The organism is Klebsiella sp. GFKo11, from assembly GCF_056490265.1.
This window is the reverse complement of record NZ_CM151369.1, coordinates 1124565-1145061: the sequence shown is the minus strand read 5'-3', so window position 1 is coordinate 1145061 and position 20497 is coordinate 1124565. Positions and strand designations below refer to the sequence as shown.

Genomic DNA, 20497 nt, shown 5'->3' with positions numbered 1-20497 from the left:
AAACGCCTTACCCGGGCTACAAAATTCCAGAACCGCGCAGTTTTTTTTCCCGGAGGCGATGCTACGCATCTGTCCGGGCTACACGTTCGTGCGGTTTTGTAGCCCAGACAGGCGCAACGCGCCGCCTCCGGGAGATTATTTACGCCGGCCCCAAATCCACAGGGCGGCGATAGCCAGGGCAAACACCACGCCGAAGCCAATCCCTACGCCGACAACCGGAATACCGATGCTCACCGCCAGGGAATAGAGGCCCAGCATCAGCAGCATCGCCACGTTTTCGCCGAGGTTCTGCACCGCGATCGCGTTACCTGCGCCAACCGTATGCTTCCCGCGCTCCTGGAGCAGCGCATTCAACGGTACGATAAAGAAACCGCCGAACGCGCCGAGCAGCAACAGCAAGCCAAACGCCGGTAACAAGGCGTGTTGAATGGCAAAGAAGACCACGACAACGCCAATTAAGAAACCGGCAGGCAGACAGCGGGACACCGTTTCCAGCGTCACCAGCTTCGCCGCCGCACCGGCACCCAGCACAATCCCTACTGCCACCATCGCATTGAGATAAGTCGGCATCGCGTTGCTGGTGATCCCCAGCGCCACCGGCACCCACAGCACCAGCAGGAAGCGCAGCGTAACGCCCGCGCCCCAAAATAAGCTGGTACCCACCAGCGAAAAGCGGGTTTCGCTGTTGCGCCATAGCGTGGTGCAGGCGCTAAAGAAACTGTGAGTCATCGGCTTAAAGCGCCATGACTGCCCTGGACGCGCCGCGGGCAGCTTCGGGATCCACAGGTTGGCCACCACCGCTCCGGCATACACCACCGCGCAGACGCTGAGCGCCGCAACAACATGCCAGTCCGCCAGAACACCACCGGCCATTGAGCCAAGCAGTATCGCCGCAATGGTTGAAGACTCCATCAAGCCATTAGCTTTCACTAACTTATCACCGGTCGTCAGCTCGCCGAGGATACCGTATTTGGCTGGAGAATAGGCGGCTGCGCCAATGCCCACTAACGTGTAGCCAATAAACGGGTTCACGCCGAAGCAGATGCAGCCTGCGCCGATAAGCTTCAGCCCGTTAGCGACCATCATCACCCGCCCTTTAGCGAAGCTATCGGCAAACTGCCCGACAAATGGCGCAAAAAGAATGTAAGCGCCCACAAACAGCATCTGCAATACCGGCTGACTCCACTCCGGGTAGAACAGCTGCTTCATCAGCGCCAGGGTAGCGAACAGCAGCGCGTTATCGCCAAATGCCGAGAGAAACTGGGCGCAGATAACCGCCACCATCCCTTTCGAGTACAGCGAATTGTTAGTGTGTACTGACTCACTCATGGGAATGTTCCGTCTGTTCTACCATACCTTTGAGGGTGACAAAGTCCGGCTTGCCGCTGCCCAATAACGGGAGCTGCTTAAGCCAGCGAATGTCGCGCGGTACCGCCAGCTCCGGCACGCCGTGTTCACGGGCATAGCGCAGCAGTTTTTCACGATTCAGTTCATTATCGGTGGTAAACAGCACCAACGCCTCGCCCTTGCTGGCATCTTGTTTAATCGCCGTGCCGTGCATTTTGTCCGGTGAAATCGCCAGCGCCAGCTGCTCGACCATCTCCAGCGACACCATCTCACCGGCGATTTTGGCAAAGCGCTTGGCACGGCCCTGAATTCGCACATAGCCTTGCTCATCAAAGCCGACGATATCCCCGGTGTCATACCAGCCGGTTTCCACTTCGCCGTGCTGATTTTCCGCCGTCGGTGCTTCCAGCACGCCAGGGTTTTCTACCCGCAGATAGCCTTTCATGATATTCGGGCCTTTGAGCTGTAAACGGCCCCCCTCTTCAATACCAGGCATCGCCAGCAGACGGGCGTCCATGCCTGGCAGAATGCGGCCAACGGTGCCCACTTTCGCCGCCATTGGCACGTTAATCGATACGACCGGCGCGCATTCTGTGACACCGTAGCCTTCAAGAATGCGCAGGCCGAACTTGTCCTGCCAGATCTGCTTCGTGCTTTCCTGCAGCTTCTCTGCCCCCGCGACAACGTAACGCAGGCGATAAAAATCATACGGATTGGCAAAGCGGGCGTAGTTGGCGAGGAATGTCGAGGTACCGAACAGCACCGTACAGTTGCGGTCGTACACCAGCTCCGGCACCACGCGATAATGCAGCGGGCTGGGATAGAGAAAGACTTCTGCGCCGGTAAACAACGGCGTCAGCAAGCCTACCGTCAGACCAAATGAGTGGAACAGCGGCAATGCCGACATAAAGCGGTCGTTGGCGGTGAAGTCAGCGATGGTTTTAATCTGCTCAACGTTGGCCAGCAGGCTCTTGTGGCTATGCACCACACCTTTCGGGTGACCTTCCGAGCCAGAGGTAAACAGGACCATCGCCGCGTCTTCCGGCTGCTGCTTAACCTGCGCCAGCTTCGGCATCAGCAAACGACTGAAAATCCACAGTTTATCGGCAGCGGTGACGTCACCTTTTAAATCTTCGAGGAATACCCAGCGCACCTGAGTCAGTTGCTCCGGCAGATGCCAGAGTTTGCCTTTGTCGAGGAAGGTACGGGAAGTAAAGATGGTTTTGATTTCCGCAGCGGTAATCGCACTGCTCAGGCCTTTTATCCCGGCGGTGTAGTTCATCATCGCCGGAATGCGCCCACGGGCGACAGCGCCAAAGATCACCGCCGCGCTAATCCCGGCATTCGGTAACATCAGGCCGATTTTTTCGCCCTGCGCGCTGTATTTTTCCAGAATACGCGCCACAAACAGCGTTTTGGTCAGCAACTTACGGTAGGTGTCAGGCTGAAAATTAATATCTTCCACGCAGTTTTTGCGCGCACCGTAACGGTCCTGAGCCGCCAGCAGCGCCTCATACAGCGTTTCGCGCGGGCGCACCGCCATCCGCGCTTCCATCATGATTTGATGCAGCATTTCACCGGCGATTTTACGCCGGTCGCGGGCGCGCGGCGCATCCGGCATCACCAGATGCGTCGGCGGCAGCACATGCAGTTGAATACGCGGGAACAGGCGGCGCTTAACCAACCCCTTCAGGCGACTAAAGGGCGTGAGTTCAGCACCTTCGATTCGCAGCGGCACAATCGTCGCCTGCGACTTCGCCGCCACAAAGGCTGCGCCGTCATAAATTTTCATCAACGAGCCGCTCACCGAGATCCGCCCTTCCGGGAAAATCACCACCGGACGCCCCTGTTCAATCAGGCGCACCAGATGCTTGATTGACATCGGTTTGGTCGGGTCCAGCGGGACGAAATCAATAATTGGCCTTAGCGCACGCATAAACCAGCGATCGGTAATCGAGGAGTACACCGCAAAGACGGGGCGCACTGGCAAGAAGAGAGCCAGCAGTACGCCATCAAGAAATGAGACGTGGTTTGGCGTAATCAGTACCTTTTGCTGGTACAGCGCCTGCGTGTCACCGGTTAGCTTTACCCGGTACAATCCTTTGAATAGCAGTCTAAAAAATCCTAAAAGCATAACAACTCCGTTTGACCGGTTAATCAGTCAAAGCAGGTTACACGAGAAGGCATGGGAAATGCAGTACAGGTAACGGAATTCAGGGTAAAAAAAACCTGCGCATCTGCGCAGGTCGGTGCAAGATAATCAGTACGAAAAGCGTACTTAAAAAACTCACCTATCAATACCTCTGGGATCCTGATTGTCTCGTTTTTTCACCCGCCGATACCAGTCATAAAACGCAAGGGAATGAGCCTAAGTGCAACCAGTTATTGCTATTTTCGGTAACTGTAACAATGGCTAACGGCGGGCAAAAAAAAACCTGCGCATCTGCGCAGGCTGGTGTAATTAGAGTAGTCAACCTGAAGTCGACTCCACCTATCAATACCTCTGGGATAACCAGAATATCAATGCCCTGAATGGGTAAACCAGCGAACATTCGCAACAGCTAATCGCAAAGTGTAAGCAAAGGTGTGAATTATCCCTTCCTGTATCATTCGTCAGAATGCCTGTGGGTAACTTTTTCACCAGCAAGGCTAATCTGCATCACAATTGCGCTAACCCAATAGTACCGAGCCTTGAATCTGCCGCACTTTCCCGTAACATAACCGATATGTAAGCGTTTACCCTAAAAGGCCTGGTATGGCGACTATAAAGGATGTAGCCCGACTCGCAGGAGTTTCTGTCGCTACCGTCTCCCGCGTTATCAACAACTCACCAAAAGCCAGCGAAGCCTCTCGCCAGTCGGTAGGCGCGGCAATGGAAACGTTAAATTATCATCCAAACGCCAATGCCCGCGCGCTGGCGCAGCAGTCAACGGAAACCGTCGGCCTGGTGGTGGGTGATGTTTCCGACCCCTTCTTCGGCGCGATGGTCAAGGCCGTCGAACAGGTGGCCTACAATACCGGCAATTTTTTGCTGATCGGTAACGGCTATCACAGCGTCCATAAAGAGCGCCAGGCGATTGAACAACTGATTCGCCATCGCTGTGCCGCGCTGGTCGTTCACGCCAAAATCATCCCTGATGACGAACTGGCCTCGCTGATGAAACAAATTCCCGGCATGGTATTAATCAACCGTATTTTACCCGGCTTCGAGCAGCGCTGCGTGGCGTTGGACGACCGCTACGGCGCATGGCTGGCGACCCGCCATCTGATTCAACAAGGGCACACTCGCATTGGCTACCTGTGTTCCAACCACGCCATTTCTGATGCCGAAGATCGTCTGCAAGGGTATTACGATGCCTTAAAAGAGAGCGGTCTGCCGTGCAACGACCGGCTGGTGACGTTCGCTGAACCCGACGAGAGCGGCGGCGAGCAGGCGATGACCGAGCTGATGGGCCGCGGGAGAAACTTTAGCGCCGTGGCCTGCTATAACGACTCAATGGCCGCTGGTGCGATGGGTGTGTTAAACGATAACGGTATTGATGTACCGCGTGAGATTTCGCTGATTGGCTTTGATGATGTGCTGATTTCGCGCTACGTGCGCCCGCGTCTGACCACCGTGCGCTACCCGATAGTGACCATGGCGACTCAGGCTGCCGAACTGGCGCTAGCGCTGGCGGAACATCGTCCAGCACCGGAAATTACCCACCTTTTCAGCCCGACGCTGGTCCGCCGTCATTCGGTGATCGCGCCGCTTGATGGCGACAAATCGTAGCGGTATAAACTGACGGCGGTGGCCGGATAATCCAGGCCCTCGCCGATGTATTGCCAGCCAAAACGCTCATAAAAATCGCGACAAGCGGAGTAGAGAAACAGCTCGCAATAACCCTGCGTCCGGGCATATTCGATAACGTACTGCTGTAGTTTTCCTGCCAACCCCTTCCCCCGCGCCTCTGGCGCAACGTACAGCGCCGCCATCCACGGATACAGGTCCTGACGGCTGATCAAGTCGCAGCGCCATAACCCGACGGTTGCCAGCAGTTTCCCATCTTCGACAGCAATAAAAGTGATAGGCAGCGCGTCGGGCATCTGGCTGTGTTCAACAATACTGGCGAAAAATGCCTGCGGCAGCGTATCGCCGCCAAACGCCTGCCACAGCCACTCCGTCACCTGTGCGGCGTGCTGCGCCCCGGCGTAAAGAGGCTGAATAATCACACCAGCTTTCCCTGAAAAATCGGCACCGACTCAAACAGATAGCCGTCAAAGTCCGGCGCGTCTTCATCAGAAAGCTCCAGCAGGCTATTTTTCACATTTTCGAGATGCTGCCACATCGCCTGCCAGGCCCCCATCACGTCGCGACGGCGCAGGGCGGCGAGGAGCGTTTGCCGGTCGCCGAGCCACTTCAGGCGATAAGCGCGGCTGGCGATATGCACGTTGAACTGCTGCCACAGCGGGCTGCTGTCCATTTGCAGCCAGATGCGCTCAACCGTCGCCAGCAGCATCTGATTTTGCGTCGCCCCGGCCAGCACCAGGTGAAACAGTCGGGCGTTATCCTGGGTGGTATCATTGGCGGCGATAGCCCGCTGCTCCTGTTCAATAATCCTTTTCAGGTTATCGATATCGGCGCGGGTGGCCATTTTGGCGGCAAAAGCGGCGATATTGCTCTCCAGCAGCTGGCGGGCCTGCAGGATTTCAAACGGCCCTACGTCGCTGCTCAGCATCTGTTCTTCCTCGCTATCGTCCTCATGCGGGATGCGCATAACGTACACCCCAGAGCCCTGGCGAATATCGACAGTCCCCTGCAGCTCCAGCATCAGCAGCGCTTCACGCACGATCGTCCGGCTCACACCATAGGTTTCGGCAATATTGCGTTCCGGCGGCAGGCGCGACCCGATGGGATAGCGCCCCTGCGCAATCTGTGCGCGTAAATCATCACCAATTTCCTGGTAGGGTTTCTTTTCCGGCGGAATGATAGCCTTCTCCACAATATCACCTGTGCGTTTTGAGCCTGCGAGTCAATATCGGCGCTATCTTAGCAAAATTTAAGCCCGGCTAGCGCCACTCATCGTCAATATCCAGCGTTAACTCACGACTGTCACGCAACTGACGGAACCAGCTGGCGGAAGCCTTCGGTCGTCGCGCCCGGTTATTTTGCAGATCGATTTCAATCAGACCGTAGCGATTCTTAAAGGCGTTCATCGGCGAAACGTTGTCAGTAAACGCCCACAGCATATAGCCGTGACAGTTGGCCCCCGCTTCGCGCGCGCGCAGGGTTTGCCACAGATGCTCGCTGATAAATCGAATGCGGTAGTCGTCAGCGATGGTGCCTTCGCTGTTACGAAACTGCCCTTCGTTTTCCACGCCCATACCGCTTTCCGCCACAAACCACGGGATATTGCGATAATCCTGTTTGATGCGCATCGCCATATCAAAAACGATTTGCGGATAGATTTCCCAACCGCGGGAGTTGTTCATCTTCCGCCCCGGAAGTTCAAAGGGCTCATAATAATAAGCCGGATGGAACGGCGTTTGCGGGTGCCAGGCGCGCGACGGCGCCTTAACGCGATGTGGGTAGTAGAGATTAATCCCCAACTCATCGACGGTGTTTTCACGGATAACCGCTAATTCTTCCGCGCAATAATCCCAGGCAACATCATGCTGTTCGAGCAGGGTAAACAGCTCCTGCGGGTATTCGCCGTGAACCAGCGGATCGAGGAATACCCGGTTATAAAACAGATCGTAGATTTCGGCGGCGCGCACGTCATGGGGCGCTCTGGAACGCGGATAAGTGACCTCCGGATTGAGAATACAACCTACCGTGCCGCGATAGCCCTTCTCGCGAAATAGCCTGACCACTTTCGCCGTCGCCAGCACTTTGTGGTGATTCCACTGCATCCAGGTACCGGTGTTCTGTTCGTAGGGCCAGCGCAGCGCGTCCAGGTAAACCCGGGTTTGCACCACAATCGGCTCATTGAAGGTAAACCAGCGCGTCACCTTGTGGTGATAACGGGCAAAAACCTTCTCTACGTACTGCACAAACAGCTCCACCACTTTTTTCGATGCCCAGCCGCCGTACTGCTCCAGCAGATAGCCCGGGAGTTCATAGTGCTCAAGGCAGATCATCGGCTCAATGCCGTTCGCCAGCTGCTCATCGAAAAGCTGGTCGTAATACGTCGCATACGCTTCATCGACAGTGACGTTTTCATAGTCGGTGAGAAAACGCGACCAGTTGATTGAGGTCCGGTAATGAGTCAGACCCGCCAGCTTCATCAACTGTACATCTTCGCGAAAGCGGTTGATAAAATCGGTCGCCACCGCCGGACCATAGCCGTTATGCCAGACGTGGCGGTCGTTCTTGTACCAGAGATCCGGCCAGGAATCCTGGCCCTCTTGCTTGCCGCTCCAGCCCTCGGTTTGCCACGCCGAAGCGGCAGCGCCGAGGATAAAGTCGTGGGGGATCGCCATCCTTACTGTACTCATAGTGTCCTCATGCGTTTTGGCTGACCTGCGCGTTTTCCGCCTGGCGCTGAGCGGTGTCCGCACGGCGGGAGGCAATTTTGACGAACGGCAGGTAGATAAGCACCGCGGTTACGATGCAGATAAGCTGCGTGACCACCGCGCCCATCGAGCCCGCCGTAGAGAGCCAGGCATTAATCAGCGGCGGCGTGGTCCACGGCACCATCACCACCGCTTTACCAGCAAAACCGGCGGCAGTCGCAAAGTAGCCGGTGCTACCGGTCACCAGCGGAGTGATAATAAAGGGGATCGCGAGGATCGGGTTGAGCATAATCGGCATACCGAAAATCACCGGCTCGTTGATATTGAACAGTCCTGGACCAATCGACAGTTTGGCGATCTCCTTCATCTCTTTGCGTTTCGTGCCGATCATCACCGCAATCAGCAGGCCAATCGTCAGCCCTGAACCGCCGATGCTCATATAAACATCCCAGAACGGCATGGTAATGATATTCGGCACCTCTTTGCCCTGCTCAAAGGCGCTCATATTGACGGTGATCGCCCCCAGCAGCAGCGGCTCGCGGATCGGTTTGATCATCTGGTTACCGTGGATGCCGATAACCCAGAACAGCTGCGCAACGAACATCAGCAACAGGATCCCCGGCAGGCTTTGTACCACCCGCTCCAGCGGCTGCTGCACCACTTGATAAACCGCGTCATAGAGATACATGCCGGTGGTCTGATGAAAAATAAAGCCAAAGGTGGCAATCAGCGTAGTGGTGATAATTGATGGGATCAGAGCGGAAAACGACGCCGATACGTTGGGCGGTACGGTATCCGGCATCTTGATCTTCAGCCCCTTACGCCCTTCCAGCCAGCAGTAGATCTCCACCGACAGAATGGCGATAAACATGCCGAGGAACAGGCTGCGGGTATCGGAGAACTGGCGCAGCAGCACATCTTTCACTTCATGCATTTGCCCGTCGACCATCATTTCAACGGTGGTCGGCGTGACGCAGATAAAACAGATTACCGCCAGCAGCCCAGGAAACAGGCTCTTGATGCCGTTAATCCGCCCGAGCTCGATACCGATAAGAAAGACCGCGCCGATGTTGAGAAAGTTAAGCGTCGCGTAGTTAATCGCGCTGGTGATCGGTTTTAGCGCCGCCAGAAAAGAGAGCGACTGAAAACTGGCCAGTCCGTTTTTAGGATCCAGCACCATGTTGGAGATCAGCACCGAAAAGGCACCGACAATGATCACTGGCATCAGGGTAATAAAGGCGGACTTTATTGCCATGATGTAGCGATAGCTGTTGAATTTCGTGGCGAAACTCCCCAGAGAGTCGATCAATTTGTCCTGCAATGCCATAGAGGATACCTCAGGTTTAAGGGCTTTTAGCGCACCAGGTGTACAGCCAAACACCTATTGGCATACCAAAAATAATCACTGGTGAGAAAAAGTTCTGTGACTAAGCTCGCAACCTCTCTACTGGTATTCCAAATAACGCAAAATTGGCATACCGCATTTGCCATTTGATTTTTTCAGACGATCAATTCCTGTAAAAGCGTGATCGCGATAGTTTTTTACGCTGCCTTGAGGCCATATCCCCCTGAATGTCTGTGATAAACTGCGCGTTACCACGTGATATCAGGAATCGTAACAATGGCAACAATGCTGGATGTCTCAATTCGCGCAGGCGTCTCTAAAGCGACGGTTTCCCGCGTGTTGAACGGCACAGGTCAGGTGAAAGAGAGCACCCGCCAACAGGTTTTTAAAGCGATGGAAGAGCTGGGCTATCGGCCTAACTTTCTCGCCCGCTCGCTGGCGAACCGCACGAGCAACAGCATCGGTCTGGTGGTCTCCACCTTCGATGGCTTCTATTTCGGACGCTTGCTACAGCAGGCATCCCGACAAACGGAGGCCTGGGGCAAACAGCTGATCGTCACCGACGGCCACGATGCGCCGGAGCGTGAAGAAGAAGCGGTGCAGATGCTGGCCGATCGTCAGTGCGACGCCATCGTGCTCTACACCCGCCATATGAGCGAAAAGAAAATCATGTCGCTGATTGAGTCCATCGACATGCCGCTGGTGGTCATTAACCGCGACGTCAGCCAGGCGCGAGAGATCTGCGTGTTCTTCGAACAACAGGACGCGGCGTTTCAGGCCGTTGAGTACCTGATTACCCAGGGTCATCGCGATATCGCCTGTATTACCGTGCCGATGCACACGCCGACGGGTAAAGCCCGTCTGGAAGGTTATCGTAATGCGCTGAAAAAACACGGTATCGAGTGGGATCCGGCCAAAGTGAAGTACGGCGATTCCACCATGACCCGCGGTTATGAGCTGTGCCGTGAACTGTTAGAAGAGAAGACGCCGTTTAGCGCGCTGTTTTCCTGTAACGATGATATGGCGCTGGGCGCTTCGAAGGCGCTGTATCAGGCGGGGCTGCGGATCCCGCAGGATATTTCGCTGTTCGGTTTCGATGACGCGCCGAGCGCAAAATGGCTGGAACCGGGGCTGTCCACGGTCTATCTGCCGATCGATAACATGATAACCACCGCTATCGATCAGGCGATCAAGCTGGCGAACGATCAGCCGATTGAGACGATCCCACCGTTTACCGGTACGCTGGTGCTGCGCGAATCGGTGACGACCGGGCCGTATTACAAGTAATTAGCTGAAGTTGCAATTGCCCGGTGGCGGCTAACGCCTTACCGGGCCTACAAAATTCACAATCCCCGTCGGGTAAGGCGTCAGCCGCCACCCGACAGAAACGCGGGCACTATGGGCAAAACGCCTTCACATCAACTCACAGCAGCTCAAGCGCCAACAGCTCTTCAATCGTCTGACGACGACGGATCAGCCTCGCTTTGCCGTTGTCGAACAGCACTTCAGGTAACAGCGGACGGCTATTGTAGTTAGAAGACATCGATGCGCCGTAAGCGCCGGTGTCGTGCAGCACCAGGTAATCGCCCGGTACTACCGCTGGCAGCAACCGCGTTTCTACCTTTCCCCCTTCCTGCTGGGTAAAGACGTCGCCCGATTCGCATAGCGGCCCGGCAACCACGGTTTTAATCTCCCCAGCAGCGCTAAGGTCGCGGCCATCAGCAGCCAGAGCGGTGATGTGGTGATAGCTGCCGTACATTGACGGACGCATCAGATCGTTGAAACCGGCGTCAATTAGCACGAAGTGGCGACTGCCCATCTCTTTCACGCTGCGAACCTGAGAAACCAGCACCCCGGATTCCGCCACCAGGAAGCGACCCGGCTCGATTTCCAGTTTCACCGGATGACCCAAATGCTTCGCCACCTGCTCGCGCGCCGCATTCCACAATCCGAAGTAGTGATCGGTATCGATCGCCTCTTCATCTTCATGGTAGGGGATCGACAATCCACCGCCGGCAGAGATCGCCTGCAGATCCTGGCCGAACTCGATAACCTGACGCACCATCGCGCCGCATACCTGTTCCAGGTGGCCGTAATCGACGCCGGAACCGATATGCATATGAATACCCACCAGCTGTAGCTGGTAGCGGCGCATCACTTCCAGCGCCGCCGGTAAATGGCTGTACCAGATCCCGTGTTTACTGTTTTCGCCGCCGGTATTGGTTTTTTGACTGTGACCGTGGCCGAAGCCTGGATTCACGCGCAGCCAGACGCGGTGGCCCGGAGAGACTTCACCCAGTTGGCTTAGCATGTCGATAGACCCGGCGTTGACCGGGATCTGCAACTCTTTCACCCGCGCCAGCGTTGCATCGTCAATCAGGTCAGCGGTAAAAACGATATCTTCCGGATGCTGGTGCGGATCATATCCCGCCGCCAGCGCGCGCTCGATCTCGCCCAGCGACACCGAATCCACTTTAACGCCCAGTTCGCGCATCAGGCGCAGAATATGAATATTTGAACAGGCCTTCTGCGCAAAACGCACGACGTCGAACTTACTCAGTTGGGCAATCTGACGGCGAATAATCTGCGCGTCGTAGACCCAGACAGGGCAGCCGAATTCGGCAGGCAACCGCAGCAGGTTCTCTGCGGTCAGATCGGTATCAGTAGCGTAAAGCGAGCGTGGCATAAGGAACTCCGGTGCTGTGTGTGCGTTGTTTGTGTTTTTTTACGATTACGCCACAGCCTGTAAGGAATAAAAAATATCGTTTTATTGCCAGTCTATGCAAAAATGATATAGTTCACGTCACTTGAGGAACCCCCATGCCCGCCGTAAACCTGCGCCATATTGAAATTTTCCATGCGGTAATGACCACCGGCAATCTGACGGAAGCCGCGCGGATGCTGCATACCTCGCAGCCGACCGTCAGCCGCGAGCTGGCGCGCTTTGAAAAGGTATTGGGCCTGAAGCTGTTTGCCCGCGCCCGCGGTCGCCTGCAGCCAACGGTTCAGGGGCTACGCCTGTTTGAAGAAGTGCAGCGCTCGTGGTATGGCCTCGACAGAATCGTCAGCGCGGCGGAAAGCCTGCGCGAATTCCGCCAGGGCGAGCTGTCGGTAGTATGTTTACCGGTTTTTTCCCAGTCGTTTTTACCCCTGTTGCTACAACCTTTTCTGGCGCGCTATCCGGACGTCAGTCTGCAAATCGTCCCCCAGGAGTCGCCGCTGCTGGAAGAGTGGCTTTCGGCTCAGCGTCACGATCTTGGTCTGACCGAAACCCTGCATACCCCCGCCGGAACCGAGCGCACGCCGCTACTAACGCTAAATGAAGTGTGCGTACTGCCGCAAGGCCACCCGCTTGCCGCTAAACAAGAGCTGACGCCTGCGGATTTTCACGGCGAAAACTATATCAGCCTGTCGCGAACGGATAGCTACCGTCAATTACTGGATGCTTTATTCCTCGATCATCAAGTCAAACGGCGAATGGTCGTCGAAACGCACAGCGCGGCCTCAATTTGCGCAATGGTACGCGCGGGGGTCGGTATATCCGTCGTCAACCCGTTAACTGCGCTTGATTACGCAGGAAACGGGGTAGTGGTGCGCCGCTTTAGTATTGAAGTGCCGTTTACCGTCAGCCTGGTTCGCCCACTGCACCGCCCCGGTTCTGCGCTGGTCGATGCTTTCGCTCTGCATCTGCAAAATAGCCTGCCGCGCATCCTGACCCCGCTCGAAGCGGTGCTTACGAAAGCATAAACTCAACCGCATCCGCCGCATGAATCGCCGCGGTATCAAACACTGGCAGCGGACTGCTTTCTGCGGGTACCAGCAGACCGATTTCGGTACAACCGAAAATCACGCCTTCAGCTCCCTGCTCAGCCAGGGCATCAATGACCTGCAGATAGTAGTCACGTGATTCTGCGCTAAAGGTTCCCAGGCACAGTTCATCAAAGATGATCTGGTTGATACGTTCACGGTCTTCAGCTTCAGGAATCAGCGTGTCGATGGCGAACTGCTGCTGTAGGCGGCCGCGATAAAAATCCTGCTCCATGGTATAGCGCGTTCCAAGCAGGGCGACGCGGCTCTGGCCTTTGGCGGTAATCGCTCGCCCGGTGGCATCGGCAATATGCAGGAACGGCACGTCGCAGCGCGTTTCAATGGCTTCGGCAACCTTATGCATGGTGTTAGTACACAGCACGATGCCTTCGGCCCCCGCTTGCTGTAGCCCGAAAGCCGCTTGTGCCAGGATCTCGCCCGCACGATCCCAATCGCCCGAGGACTGGCAGGCCTCGATTTCATGAAAATCCACGCTGTGCAGCAGCAGGCTGGCGGAGTGCAGACCGCCCAGGCGCGCTTTGATACCTTCGTTAATCAGGCGATAGTAGGGAATCGTCGATTCCCAGCTCATCCCACCCAACAGGCCAATCGTTTTCATCATTCGCTCCTTATGTGAAGTCCTTCAGTGAACCAAACTTGTGATCAACTTTCCACCTTCTCCTGACGATCGTTTCCTTTTGGTTTTTTGTAGGATAAATTAAATAAAACAACGTTTCATTTAACTACAGGATCAGCGGATGTTTATTTTTCATAAAGAGACCACCCTTGAAGATCTGGGCAATGGCGTCACCCGCCGCATTCTTGCGCATGATGGCAAGATGATGGCGGTCGAGGTGAACTTCGAAGCGGGCGCCATCGGGCCAATGCATAACCACCCTCACGAGCAGCTCACCTATGTGCTCTCCGGTGAGTTTGAATTCACCATTGGTGATGAAAAGCACGTGGTTAGCGCGGGCGATACGCTCTACAAGAAACCGGAAATCATGCACGGCTGTGTCTGCCTGAAGCCGGGGACGCTGCTCGATACGTTTACCCCCGTCCGCCAGGATTTTCTGCAAAAATAGTTTCCCCTCACCAGGGCATGCCTCGCATGCCCACCATTTTCTGAACTTTTCCGCCAAAAATAATTGTCATAAAGTATGTTCAATAACAATCATTAGCAAAGCAATTAACCCCGCCAGACCAGCCTCAGCTCTCATTTTCACCCCCCTTCTCAATTCCCCGCCACCTCTGCAAAATGCGCGCACTCGCATTTTTTGAAACATCGTTTCGACTTTGATCACATTTCCGAGATGAACTGAATGACTCTGTAATAAATCGCAATAAAATAAATTTAAAACGGTGTTTTACAAAATCAGGACACCAGGTAAGGCAAAATCAAAAAACACATGCTCTGTAGGGACTTTAGAGTGAAAAGAGCTCAGAAACTCAAAGCTAACAAGGGATGACTCATCGCTGACATACCAGGAACGCATTAACTTTCCGGCGACACTCCTCGCGGGAAAGGCACTAAACCCGAATCCGTATTACAAACTCGTAAGCCAGGTAGGTATGTATGAATGAAAACAGAATGCTGGGATTGGCATGGATATCGCCCTATATCATAGGGTTGATAATCTTCACCGCCTTTCCCTTTGTTTCATCTTTCTTCCTCAGTTTCACTGAGTACGATTTGATGAGTCCACCGGTGTTTAACGGCATCGAAAACTATCGCTACATGCTGACCGAAGATAGCCTCTTCTGGAAATCCATGGGCGTGACGTTTGCGTATGTCTTTTTAACCATCCCGTTAAAACTGGCTTTCGCGCTGGGGATTGCTTTCGTCCTCAACTTTAAACTGCGCGGCATCGGTTTTTTCCGTACCGCCTACTACATTCCTTCGATTCTCGGCAGCTCAGTCGCCATTGCCGTTCTGTGGCGCGCACTGTTTGCCATCGATGGCCTGCTGAACAGCTTTATCGGCGTGCTCGGCTTCGACCCGGTTAACTGGCTCGGCGAGCCTTCGCTGGCGCTGATGTCCGTCACCCTGCTGCGCGTCTGGCAGTTCGGTTCAGCGATGGTTATCTTCCTTGCCGCCTTGCAGAACGTTCCACAATCTCAATATGAAGCGGCAATGATCGATGGCGCTTCAAAATGGCAGATGTTTATGAAGGTCACGGTGCCGCTGATCACACCGGTGATTTTCTTCAACTTCATCATGCAGACCACTCAGGCGTTCCAGGAGTTTACCGGCCCGTACGTCATAACCGGCGGCGGCCCAACCTACTCCACCTATCTGTTCTCGCTCTACATCTACGACACCGCATTTAAGTACTTCGATATGGGTTACGGCGCGGCGCTGGCATGGGTGCTGTTCCTGGTCGTCGCGGTCTTTGCCGCCATTGCGTTTAAGTCTTCGAAATATTGGGTGTTCTACTCCGCCGATAAGGGAGGCAAAAATGGCTGATATCCAACAAATCTCGCAAGCAAGGGACATTGCCGAACGTGAAGTCGCACGGACTCTGCGTCGTGAGAAAATCAACGCCAGTATCCGCTATGTGATCCTGCTGTTCGTTGGCCTGCTGATGCTCTACCCGCTGGTATGGATGTTCTCGGCGTCGTTCAAACCGAACCACGAGATCTTCACCACCCTGAGTCTGTGGCCAGCCCACGCGACCTGGGATGGTTTTATCAACGGTTGGAAAACCGGCACCGAGTACAACTTCGGCCACTACATGCTGAACACCTTCAAGTATGTGATCCCGAAAGTACTGTTGACCATTATCTCCTCCACCATCGTGGCGTACGGCTTTGCCCGCTTCGAGATCCCGTGGAAGAAGTTCTGGTTCGCGACGCTTATCACCACCATGCTGCTGCCAAGCACCGTGCTGTTGATTCCTCAGTACCTGATGTTCCGTGAAATGGGCATGCTGAACAGCTATCTGCCGCTGTACCTGCCGCTGGCTTTCGCCACCCAAGGGTTCTTCGTGTTCATGCTGATTCAGTTCCTGCGCGGCGTTCCGCGCGACATGGAGGAAGCAGCGCAAATTGACGGCTGCAACTCCTTCCAGGTGCTGTGGTACGTGGTGGTACCGATTCTGAAACCGGCGATTATCTCAGTGGCGCTGTTCCAGTTCATGTGGTCAATGAACGACTTTATCGGCCCGCTGATTTACGTCTACAGCGTCGACAAGTATCCAATCGCACTGGCGCTGAAAATGTCCATCGACGTCACGGAAGGCGCTCCGTGGAACGAAATTCTGGCAATGGCGAGCATCTCCATTCTGCCGTCCATCATCGTGTTCTTCCTGGCACAACGCTACTTTGTTCAAGGCGTTACCAGCAGCGGAATTAAAGGTTAAGAGGGAAATATCATGGCTGAAGTTATTTTCAACAAACTGGAAAAGGTCTACTCCAACGGCTTCAAAGCGGTACATGCTATCGACCTGAAAATCGCTGAAGGTGAATTCATGGTGATCGTCGGACCATCCGGCTGCGCCAAGTCAACCACCCTGCGCATGCTGGCTGGCCTGGAAACCATCAGCGGCGGCGAAGTACGCATCGGTGAAAAAATCGTTAACAACCTCGCGCCAAAAGAGCGCGGGATTGCGATGGTGTTCCAGAACTATGCGCTCTACCCACACATGACCGTGCGTGAAAACCTGGCCTTTGGCCTGAAGTTAAGCAAGCTGCCAAAAGCGCAGATCGAAGCCCAGGTTAACGAAGCGGCAAAAATCCTCGAGCTGGACGATTTGCTGGACAGACTACCGCGCCAGCTCTCCGGTGGTCAGGCTCAGCGTGTGGCCGTAGGCCGTGCGATTGTGAAAAAGCCAGACGTGTTCCTGTTTGATGAACCGTTATCTAACCTGGATGCCAAGCTGCGTGCTTCGATGCGTATTCGTATCTCTGACCTGCATAAGCAGTTGAAGGCATCCGGTAAACCGGCGACCACGGTTTACGTGACCCACGATCAGACCGAAGCGATGACCATGGGCGACCGCATTTGCGTAATGAAGCTGGGTCATATCATGCAGGTGGATACCCCGGACAACCTCTACCACAAACCGAAGAACATGTTTGTGGCCGGCTTTATCGGCTCGCCGGAAATGAACATCCGCGCCAGCAAACTGACAGAAGATAATGGCCAGCTATCCCTGACTATTGGCAATCAGACCATGCCGTTAAGCGCCGCGCTAAAAGAGAAAGTCGCCAGCTACGCCGGTCAGGATATGTTCTATGGTATTCGCCCTGATTTTGTCTCGCTCTCCGATGAGCCGTTCGCTGAAGGCGGTTGTATTGGTGAAATGGTTCGCGCCGAAAACATGGGACATGAATTCTTCATTTACCTGAAAGTTGGCGAGTATGAACTGACTGCACGAATTCCTTCTGATGAAGCTAAGCCCATGATCACCAAAGGACTTCATCGTAAGGTGTACTTTAAGTTTGATATGAATAAGTGCCATATCTTTGACGCTAAAACCGAACAGAACATCTCTCTGTGAACACTGGAGTATTAAAATGAAAAAAGTGCTTTTAAGCGCCGTAATCTCCGCAACTCTGGGCCTTACCGCGTTACCGTCAATGGCGAAGGATGTCGACCTGCGTATGTCATGGTGGGGCGGCAACGGCCGCCATCAGGTCACCCTGAAGGCGCTGGAGGAGTTCCACAAACAGAATCCAGACATCAACGTCAAAGCGGAATATACCGGCTGGGACGGTCACCTTTCGCGCCTGACCACGCAGATCGCGGGCGGCACCGAGCCTGACGTGATGCAGACCAACTGGAACTGGCTGCCGATCTTCTCGAAAAACGGCGAAGGCTTCTACGATCTGAATAAGATGAAGGACGTTATCGACCTGAGCCAGTTCGATGCCAAAGAGCTGCAAACCACCACGGTGGACGGCAAGCTTAACGGTATTCCCATTTCCGTCACCGCCCGCGTGTTCTACTTCAACGATGAGACCTGGAAAAAAGCTGGCGTCGAGTACCCGAAAACCTGGGACGAACTGATGGCGGCGGGCAAAACCTTCGAAAGCAAGCTGGGTAAACAGTATTACCCGGTGGTGCTGGAGCATCAGGACACCCTGGCGTTGCTGAATTCATATATGATTCAGAAATATAACCAGCCGGCTATCGACGAAAAAACCAAGAAGTTCTCCTACAGCAAAGAGCAGTGGGTTGAATTCTTCCAGATGTATAAAAAGCTTATCGACAGCCACGTGATGCCGGACACCAAGTACTACGCCTCGTTCGGCAAGAGCAATATGTATGAAATGAAGCCGTGGATTCAGGGCGAGTGGGCGGGGACCTATATGTGGAACTCCACCATCAACAAATACTCCGACAACCTGAAGCCGCCAGCGAAGCTGGATCTGGGTAACTATCCAATGCTGCCGGGCGCTACCGACGCGGGTCTGTTCTTTAAACCAGCACAGATGCTCTCCATCGGTAAATCGACCAAAAACCCGGAAGCAGCGGCGAAAGTCATTAACTTCCTGCTGAACAGCAAGGAAGGGGTTGATACCCTGGGCCTGGAGCGCGGCGTACCGCTGAGCAAAGTGGCGGTGCAATACCTGACCGAAGACGGCACCATTAAAGCCGACGATCCGGCGGTATCTGGCCTGAGACTGGCCCAGTCCCTGCCAACTAAGCTTTCCGTGTCGCCATACTTCGATGACCCGCAGATCGTTGCCCAGTTCGGCACCTCTCTGCAGTACATCGATTACGGACAGAAAACGGTCGAAGAAACGGCTGCGGATTTCCAGCGTCAGTCTGACCGTATCCTGCGCCGCGCGATGCGCTAACGGCTCGTTATCCGTACCTACCCCGCAGCCCTGGCTGCGGGGTATTTTTTTAGCAAGGAGTCAATCATGAAAGGCAAAATCATCCCGCTGAACTTTCGGACCACGCAGGACAGCGAAACCGGTCACCAGGTGATCCGGATGACGCCATCGCATGTTATCTGTCACCGCAATTACTTCTATCAAAAATGCTTTACCCGGGACGGTAGCAAGCTGATTTTCGGCGGCGCGTTTGAAGGCCACTGGAACTACTATTTACTCGATATCGCCGCCCAGCAGGCCACTCAGATTACCGACGGGCCGGGCGATAATACCTTCGGCGGTTTTCTTTCTGCGGATGACCAGGCGCTGTGGTATGTCAAAAACAACCAACAGCTGCGCCGCGTGGATTTGGCGACGCTGGAAGAACAGGTTGTTTATCAGGTGGACGACGAGTGGGTCGCTTACGGCACCTGGGTTGCTAATAGCGATTGCAGCCAGCTGGTGGGAATTGAAATCAAAAAAAGCGACTGGCAGCCGCTGACCGACTGGAGCAAGTTCCGCGACTTTTACTTTACCGAACCGGAATGTCGTCTGATTAATATCGATCTGCGCAGCGGTGAACAGCGAGTGGTATTGCAGGAAAAACGCTGGCTCGGCCATCCGATTTATCGTCCGTTTGATGACAACACCATCGCCTTCTGCCACGAAGGCCCGCGCGATGCGATCGATGCCAGAATGTGGCTTATCGACGCTGACGGCAGCAATATGCGTAAAGTTCGCCAACACCAACCGGGAGAGAGTTTTACCCATGAGTTCTGGGTGCCGGATGGTTCCGCGCTTTACTACGTCGCGCATCAGGAAAACGATCCGCATCGTTATCTGTATCGTGCCGATCCGGTAACGCTGGAAAACCAACAACTGATGGCGATCCCCCCTTGTTCACATCTGATGAGCAATCATGATGGTTCTCTGGTGACCGGCGACGGCGCGCCGCACAGCACCGATGATATTCAGCTTAACGATCCGTTTATCTGGGTATTTGATATTCGTAGCGGTGAGCAAAAAGCGATTTGCCGTCATGATTCGACCTGGAAAGTCATCGAAGGCGAGCGTCAGGCAACGCATCCGCATCCGTCATTTTCACCAGATAACCGCTGGGTGCTGTTTACTTCCGATAAAGAAGGCATGCCCGCGCTGTATCTGGCTGAGGTGTAGTCGCTCGGCAACGTCCCCGGCTGTGGGCCGGTAGCCCGGACTGATGCGCAGCATCGCCTCCGGGACATTCAGCTACTCTGCATTCTGATCCCGGGGCGGCGCAAAGCGCCTTGCCCGGGCTACGGGACCGCAGACGGCTAAAAACGGGTAGCCCGGACAGATGCGCAGCATCGCCTCCGGGACATTCAGCTACTCTGCATTCTGATCCCGGGGCGGCGCAAAGCGCCTTGCCCGGGCTACGGGACCGCAGACGGCTAAAAACGGGTAGCCCGGACAGATGCGCAGCATCGCCTCCGGGACATTCAGCTACTCTGCATTCTGATCCCGGGGCGGCGCAAAGCGCCTTGCCCGGGCTACGGGACCGCAGACGGCTAAAAACGGGTAGCCCGGACAGATGCGCAGCATCGCCTCCGGGACATTCAGCTACTCTGCATTCTGATCCCGGGGCGGCGCAAAGCGCCTTGCCCGGGCTACGGGACCGCAGACGGCTAAAAACGGGTAGCC

The 20497-nt window shown here is 54.9% G+C and carries 17 protein-coding genes; 9 read left to right on the top strand and 8 right to left on the bottom strand.

Annotated features, from left to right (window positions below; all coding sequences use genetic code 11):
- Nucleotides 1–135 precede the first annotated feature (135 nt).
- Nucleotides 136–1329 (bottom strand): lysophospholipid transporter LplT, encoded by a 1194-nt coding sequence (gene lplT / locus AC07P6_RS05480; protein ID WP_110276443.1) that lies wholly within the window; start codon nucleotides 1327–1329, stop codon nucleotides 136–138.
- Nucleotides 1322–3481: a bifunctional acyl-ACP--phospholipid O-acyltransferase/long-chain-fatty-acid--ACP ligase gene (gene aas / locus AC07P6_RS05475; RefSeq protein WP_182234701.1), complete on the bottom strand. Its 2160-nt coding sequence runs from the start codon at nucleotides 3479–3481 to the stop codon at nucleotides 1322–1324. Before aas ends, lplT begins: the two co-directional genes overlap by 8 nt.
- Before the next feature lie 621 nt (nucleotides 3482–4102).
- On the opposite strand from aas, the gene galR reads away from it, so the two are divergent.
- Nucleotides 4103–5119 carry an HTH-type transcriptional regulator GalR gene (galR, locus tag AC07P6_RS05470; RefSeq protein ID WP_112213968.1) on the top strand — a complete coding sequence of 339 codons (1017 nt, stop codon included), beginning with the start codon at nucleotides 4103–4105 and terminating at the stop codon, nucleotides 5117–5119.
- Here galR and AC07P6_RS05465 read toward each other — a convergent pair.
- The 4 genes from AC07P6_RS05465 to AC07P6_RS05450 form a co-directional block, all read right to left on the bottom strand.
- Nucleotides 5080–5559, bottom strand: coding sequence for a GNAT family N-acetyltransferase (locus tag AC07P6_RS05465; RefSeq protein ID WP_478315791.1), 480 nt, complete (start codon nucleotides 5557–5559; stop codon nucleotides 5080–5082). The two genes, galR and AC07P6_RS05465, sit on opposite strands and share 40 nt — an antisense overlap.
- On the bottom strand, nucleotides 5556–6329 hold the full coding sequence (locus AC07P6_RS05460) for a GntR family transcriptional regulator (protein ID WP_304253383.1): 774 nt from the start codon (nucleotides 6327–6329) through the stop codon (nucleotides 5556–5558). Before AC07P6_RS05460 ends, AC07P6_RS05465 begins: the two co-directional genes overlap by 4 nt.
- Nucleotides 6330–6396: 67 nt before the next feature.
- Nucleotides 6397–7824 carry a glycoside hydrolase family 1 protein gene (locus tag AC07P6_RS05455; protein ID WP_478315790.1) on the bottom strand — a complete coding sequence of 476 codons (1428 nt, stop codon included), beginning with the start codon at nucleotides 7822–7824 and terminating at the stop codon, nucleotides 6397–6399.
- 7 nt (nucleotides 7825–7831) lie between these two features.
- Nucleotides 7832–9169 (bottom strand): PTS sugar transporter subunit IIC, encoded by a 1338-nt coding sequence (locus tag AC07P6_RS05450; RefSeq protein ID WP_478315789.1) that lies wholly within the window; start codon nucleotides 9167–9169, stop codon nucleotides 7832–7834.
- 303 nt (nucleotides 9170–9472) lie between these two features.
- On the opposite strand from AC07P6_RS05450, the gene AC07P6_RS05445 reads away from it, so the two are divergent.
- Entirely contained in the window at nucleotides 9473–10474 is a 1002-nt protein-coding gene (locus AC07P6_RS05445; protein ID WP_182240523.1) for a LacI family DNA-binding transcriptional regulator, read from the top strand.
- A 136-nt stretch (nucleotides 10475–10610) separates the two neighbouring features.
- On the opposite strand, the gene lysA is transcribed toward AC07P6_RS05445, so the two are convergent.
- A complete protein-coding gene (gene lysA / locus AC07P6_RS05440; protein ID WP_478315787.1) occupies nucleotides 10611–11873 on the bottom strand; it encodes a diaminopimelate decarboxylase in 1263 nt (420 codons plus the stop codon).
- Between the two features lie 134 nt (nucleotides 11874–12007).
- Here lysA and AC07P6_RS05435 point away from each other — a divergent pair, with 134 nt between their 5' ends.
- Nucleotides 12008–12934 carry a LysR family transcriptional regulator gene (locus AC07P6_RS05435; protein ID WP_182234721.1) on the top strand — a complete coding sequence of 309 codons (927 nt, stop codon included), beginning with the start codon at nucleotides 12008–12010 and terminating at the stop codon, nucleotides 12932–12934.
- Here the strand turns inward: AC07P6_RS05435 and AC07P6_RS05430 are convergent.
- The gene (locus AC07P6_RS05430) at nucleotides 12921–13613 is read right to left on the bottom strand and encodes an aspartate/glutamate racemase (protein WP_434663963.1); all 693 of its coding nucleotides are present in this window, start codon (nucleotides 13611–13613) and stop codon (nucleotides 12921–12923) included. The two genes, AC07P6_RS05435 and AC07P6_RS05430, sit on opposite strands and share 14 nt — an antisense overlap.
- A 139-nt stretch (nucleotides 13614–13752) precedes the next feature.
- Between AC07P6_RS05430 and AC07P6_RS05425 the strand changes: the two genes are divergently transcribed.
- The 6 genes from AC07P6_RS05425 (at nucleotide 13753) to AC07P6_RS05400 (ending at nucleotide 19993) form a co-directional block, all read left to right on the top strand.
- Complete coding sequence (locus AC07P6_RS05425; protein ID WP_004853896.1) at nucleotides 13753–14079, top strand: cupin domain-containing protein; 327 nt, start codon at nucleotides 13753–13755, stop codon at nucleotides 14077–14079.
- A 491-nt stretch (nucleotides 14080–14570) separates the two neighbouring features.
- Nucleotides 14571–15461: a carbohydrate ABC transporter permease gene (locus AC07P6_RS05420; RefSeq protein ID WP_416868918.1), complete on the top strand. Its 891-nt coding sequence runs from the start codon at nucleotides 14571–14573 to the stop codon at nucleotides 15459–15461.
- Nucleotides 15454–16356: a carbohydrate ABC transporter permease gene (locus AC07P6_RS05415; RefSeq protein WP_110276430.1), complete on the top strand. Its 903-nt coding sequence runs from the start codon at nucleotides 15454–15456 to the stop codon at nucleotides 16354–16356. Before AC07P6_RS05420 ends, AC07P6_RS05415 begins: the two co-directional genes overlap by 8 nt.
- Before the next feature lie 12 nt (nucleotides 16357–16368).
- The gene (locus AC07P6_RS05410; protein WP_182234725.1) at nucleotides 16369–17496 is read left to right on the top strand and encodes an ABC transporter ATP-binding protein; all 1128 of its coding nucleotides are present in this window, start codon (nucleotides 16369–16371) and stop codon (nucleotides 17494–17496) included.
- Between the two features lie 16 nt (nucleotides 17497–17512).
- Entirely contained in the window at nucleotides 17513–18799 is a 1287-nt protein-coding gene (locus tag AC07P6_RS05405; RefSeq protein ID WP_182234727.1) for an ABC transporter substrate-binding protein, read from the top strand.
- Nucleotides 18800–18862: 63 nt separating this feature from the next.
- Complete coding sequence (locus AC07P6_RS05400; protein ID WP_478316943.1) at nucleotides 18863–19993, top strand: oligogalacturonate lyase family protein; 1131 nt, start codon at nucleotides 18863–18865, stop codon at nucleotides 19991–19993.
- The last annotated feature ends 504 nt before the right edge of the window (nucleotides 19994–20497 follow it).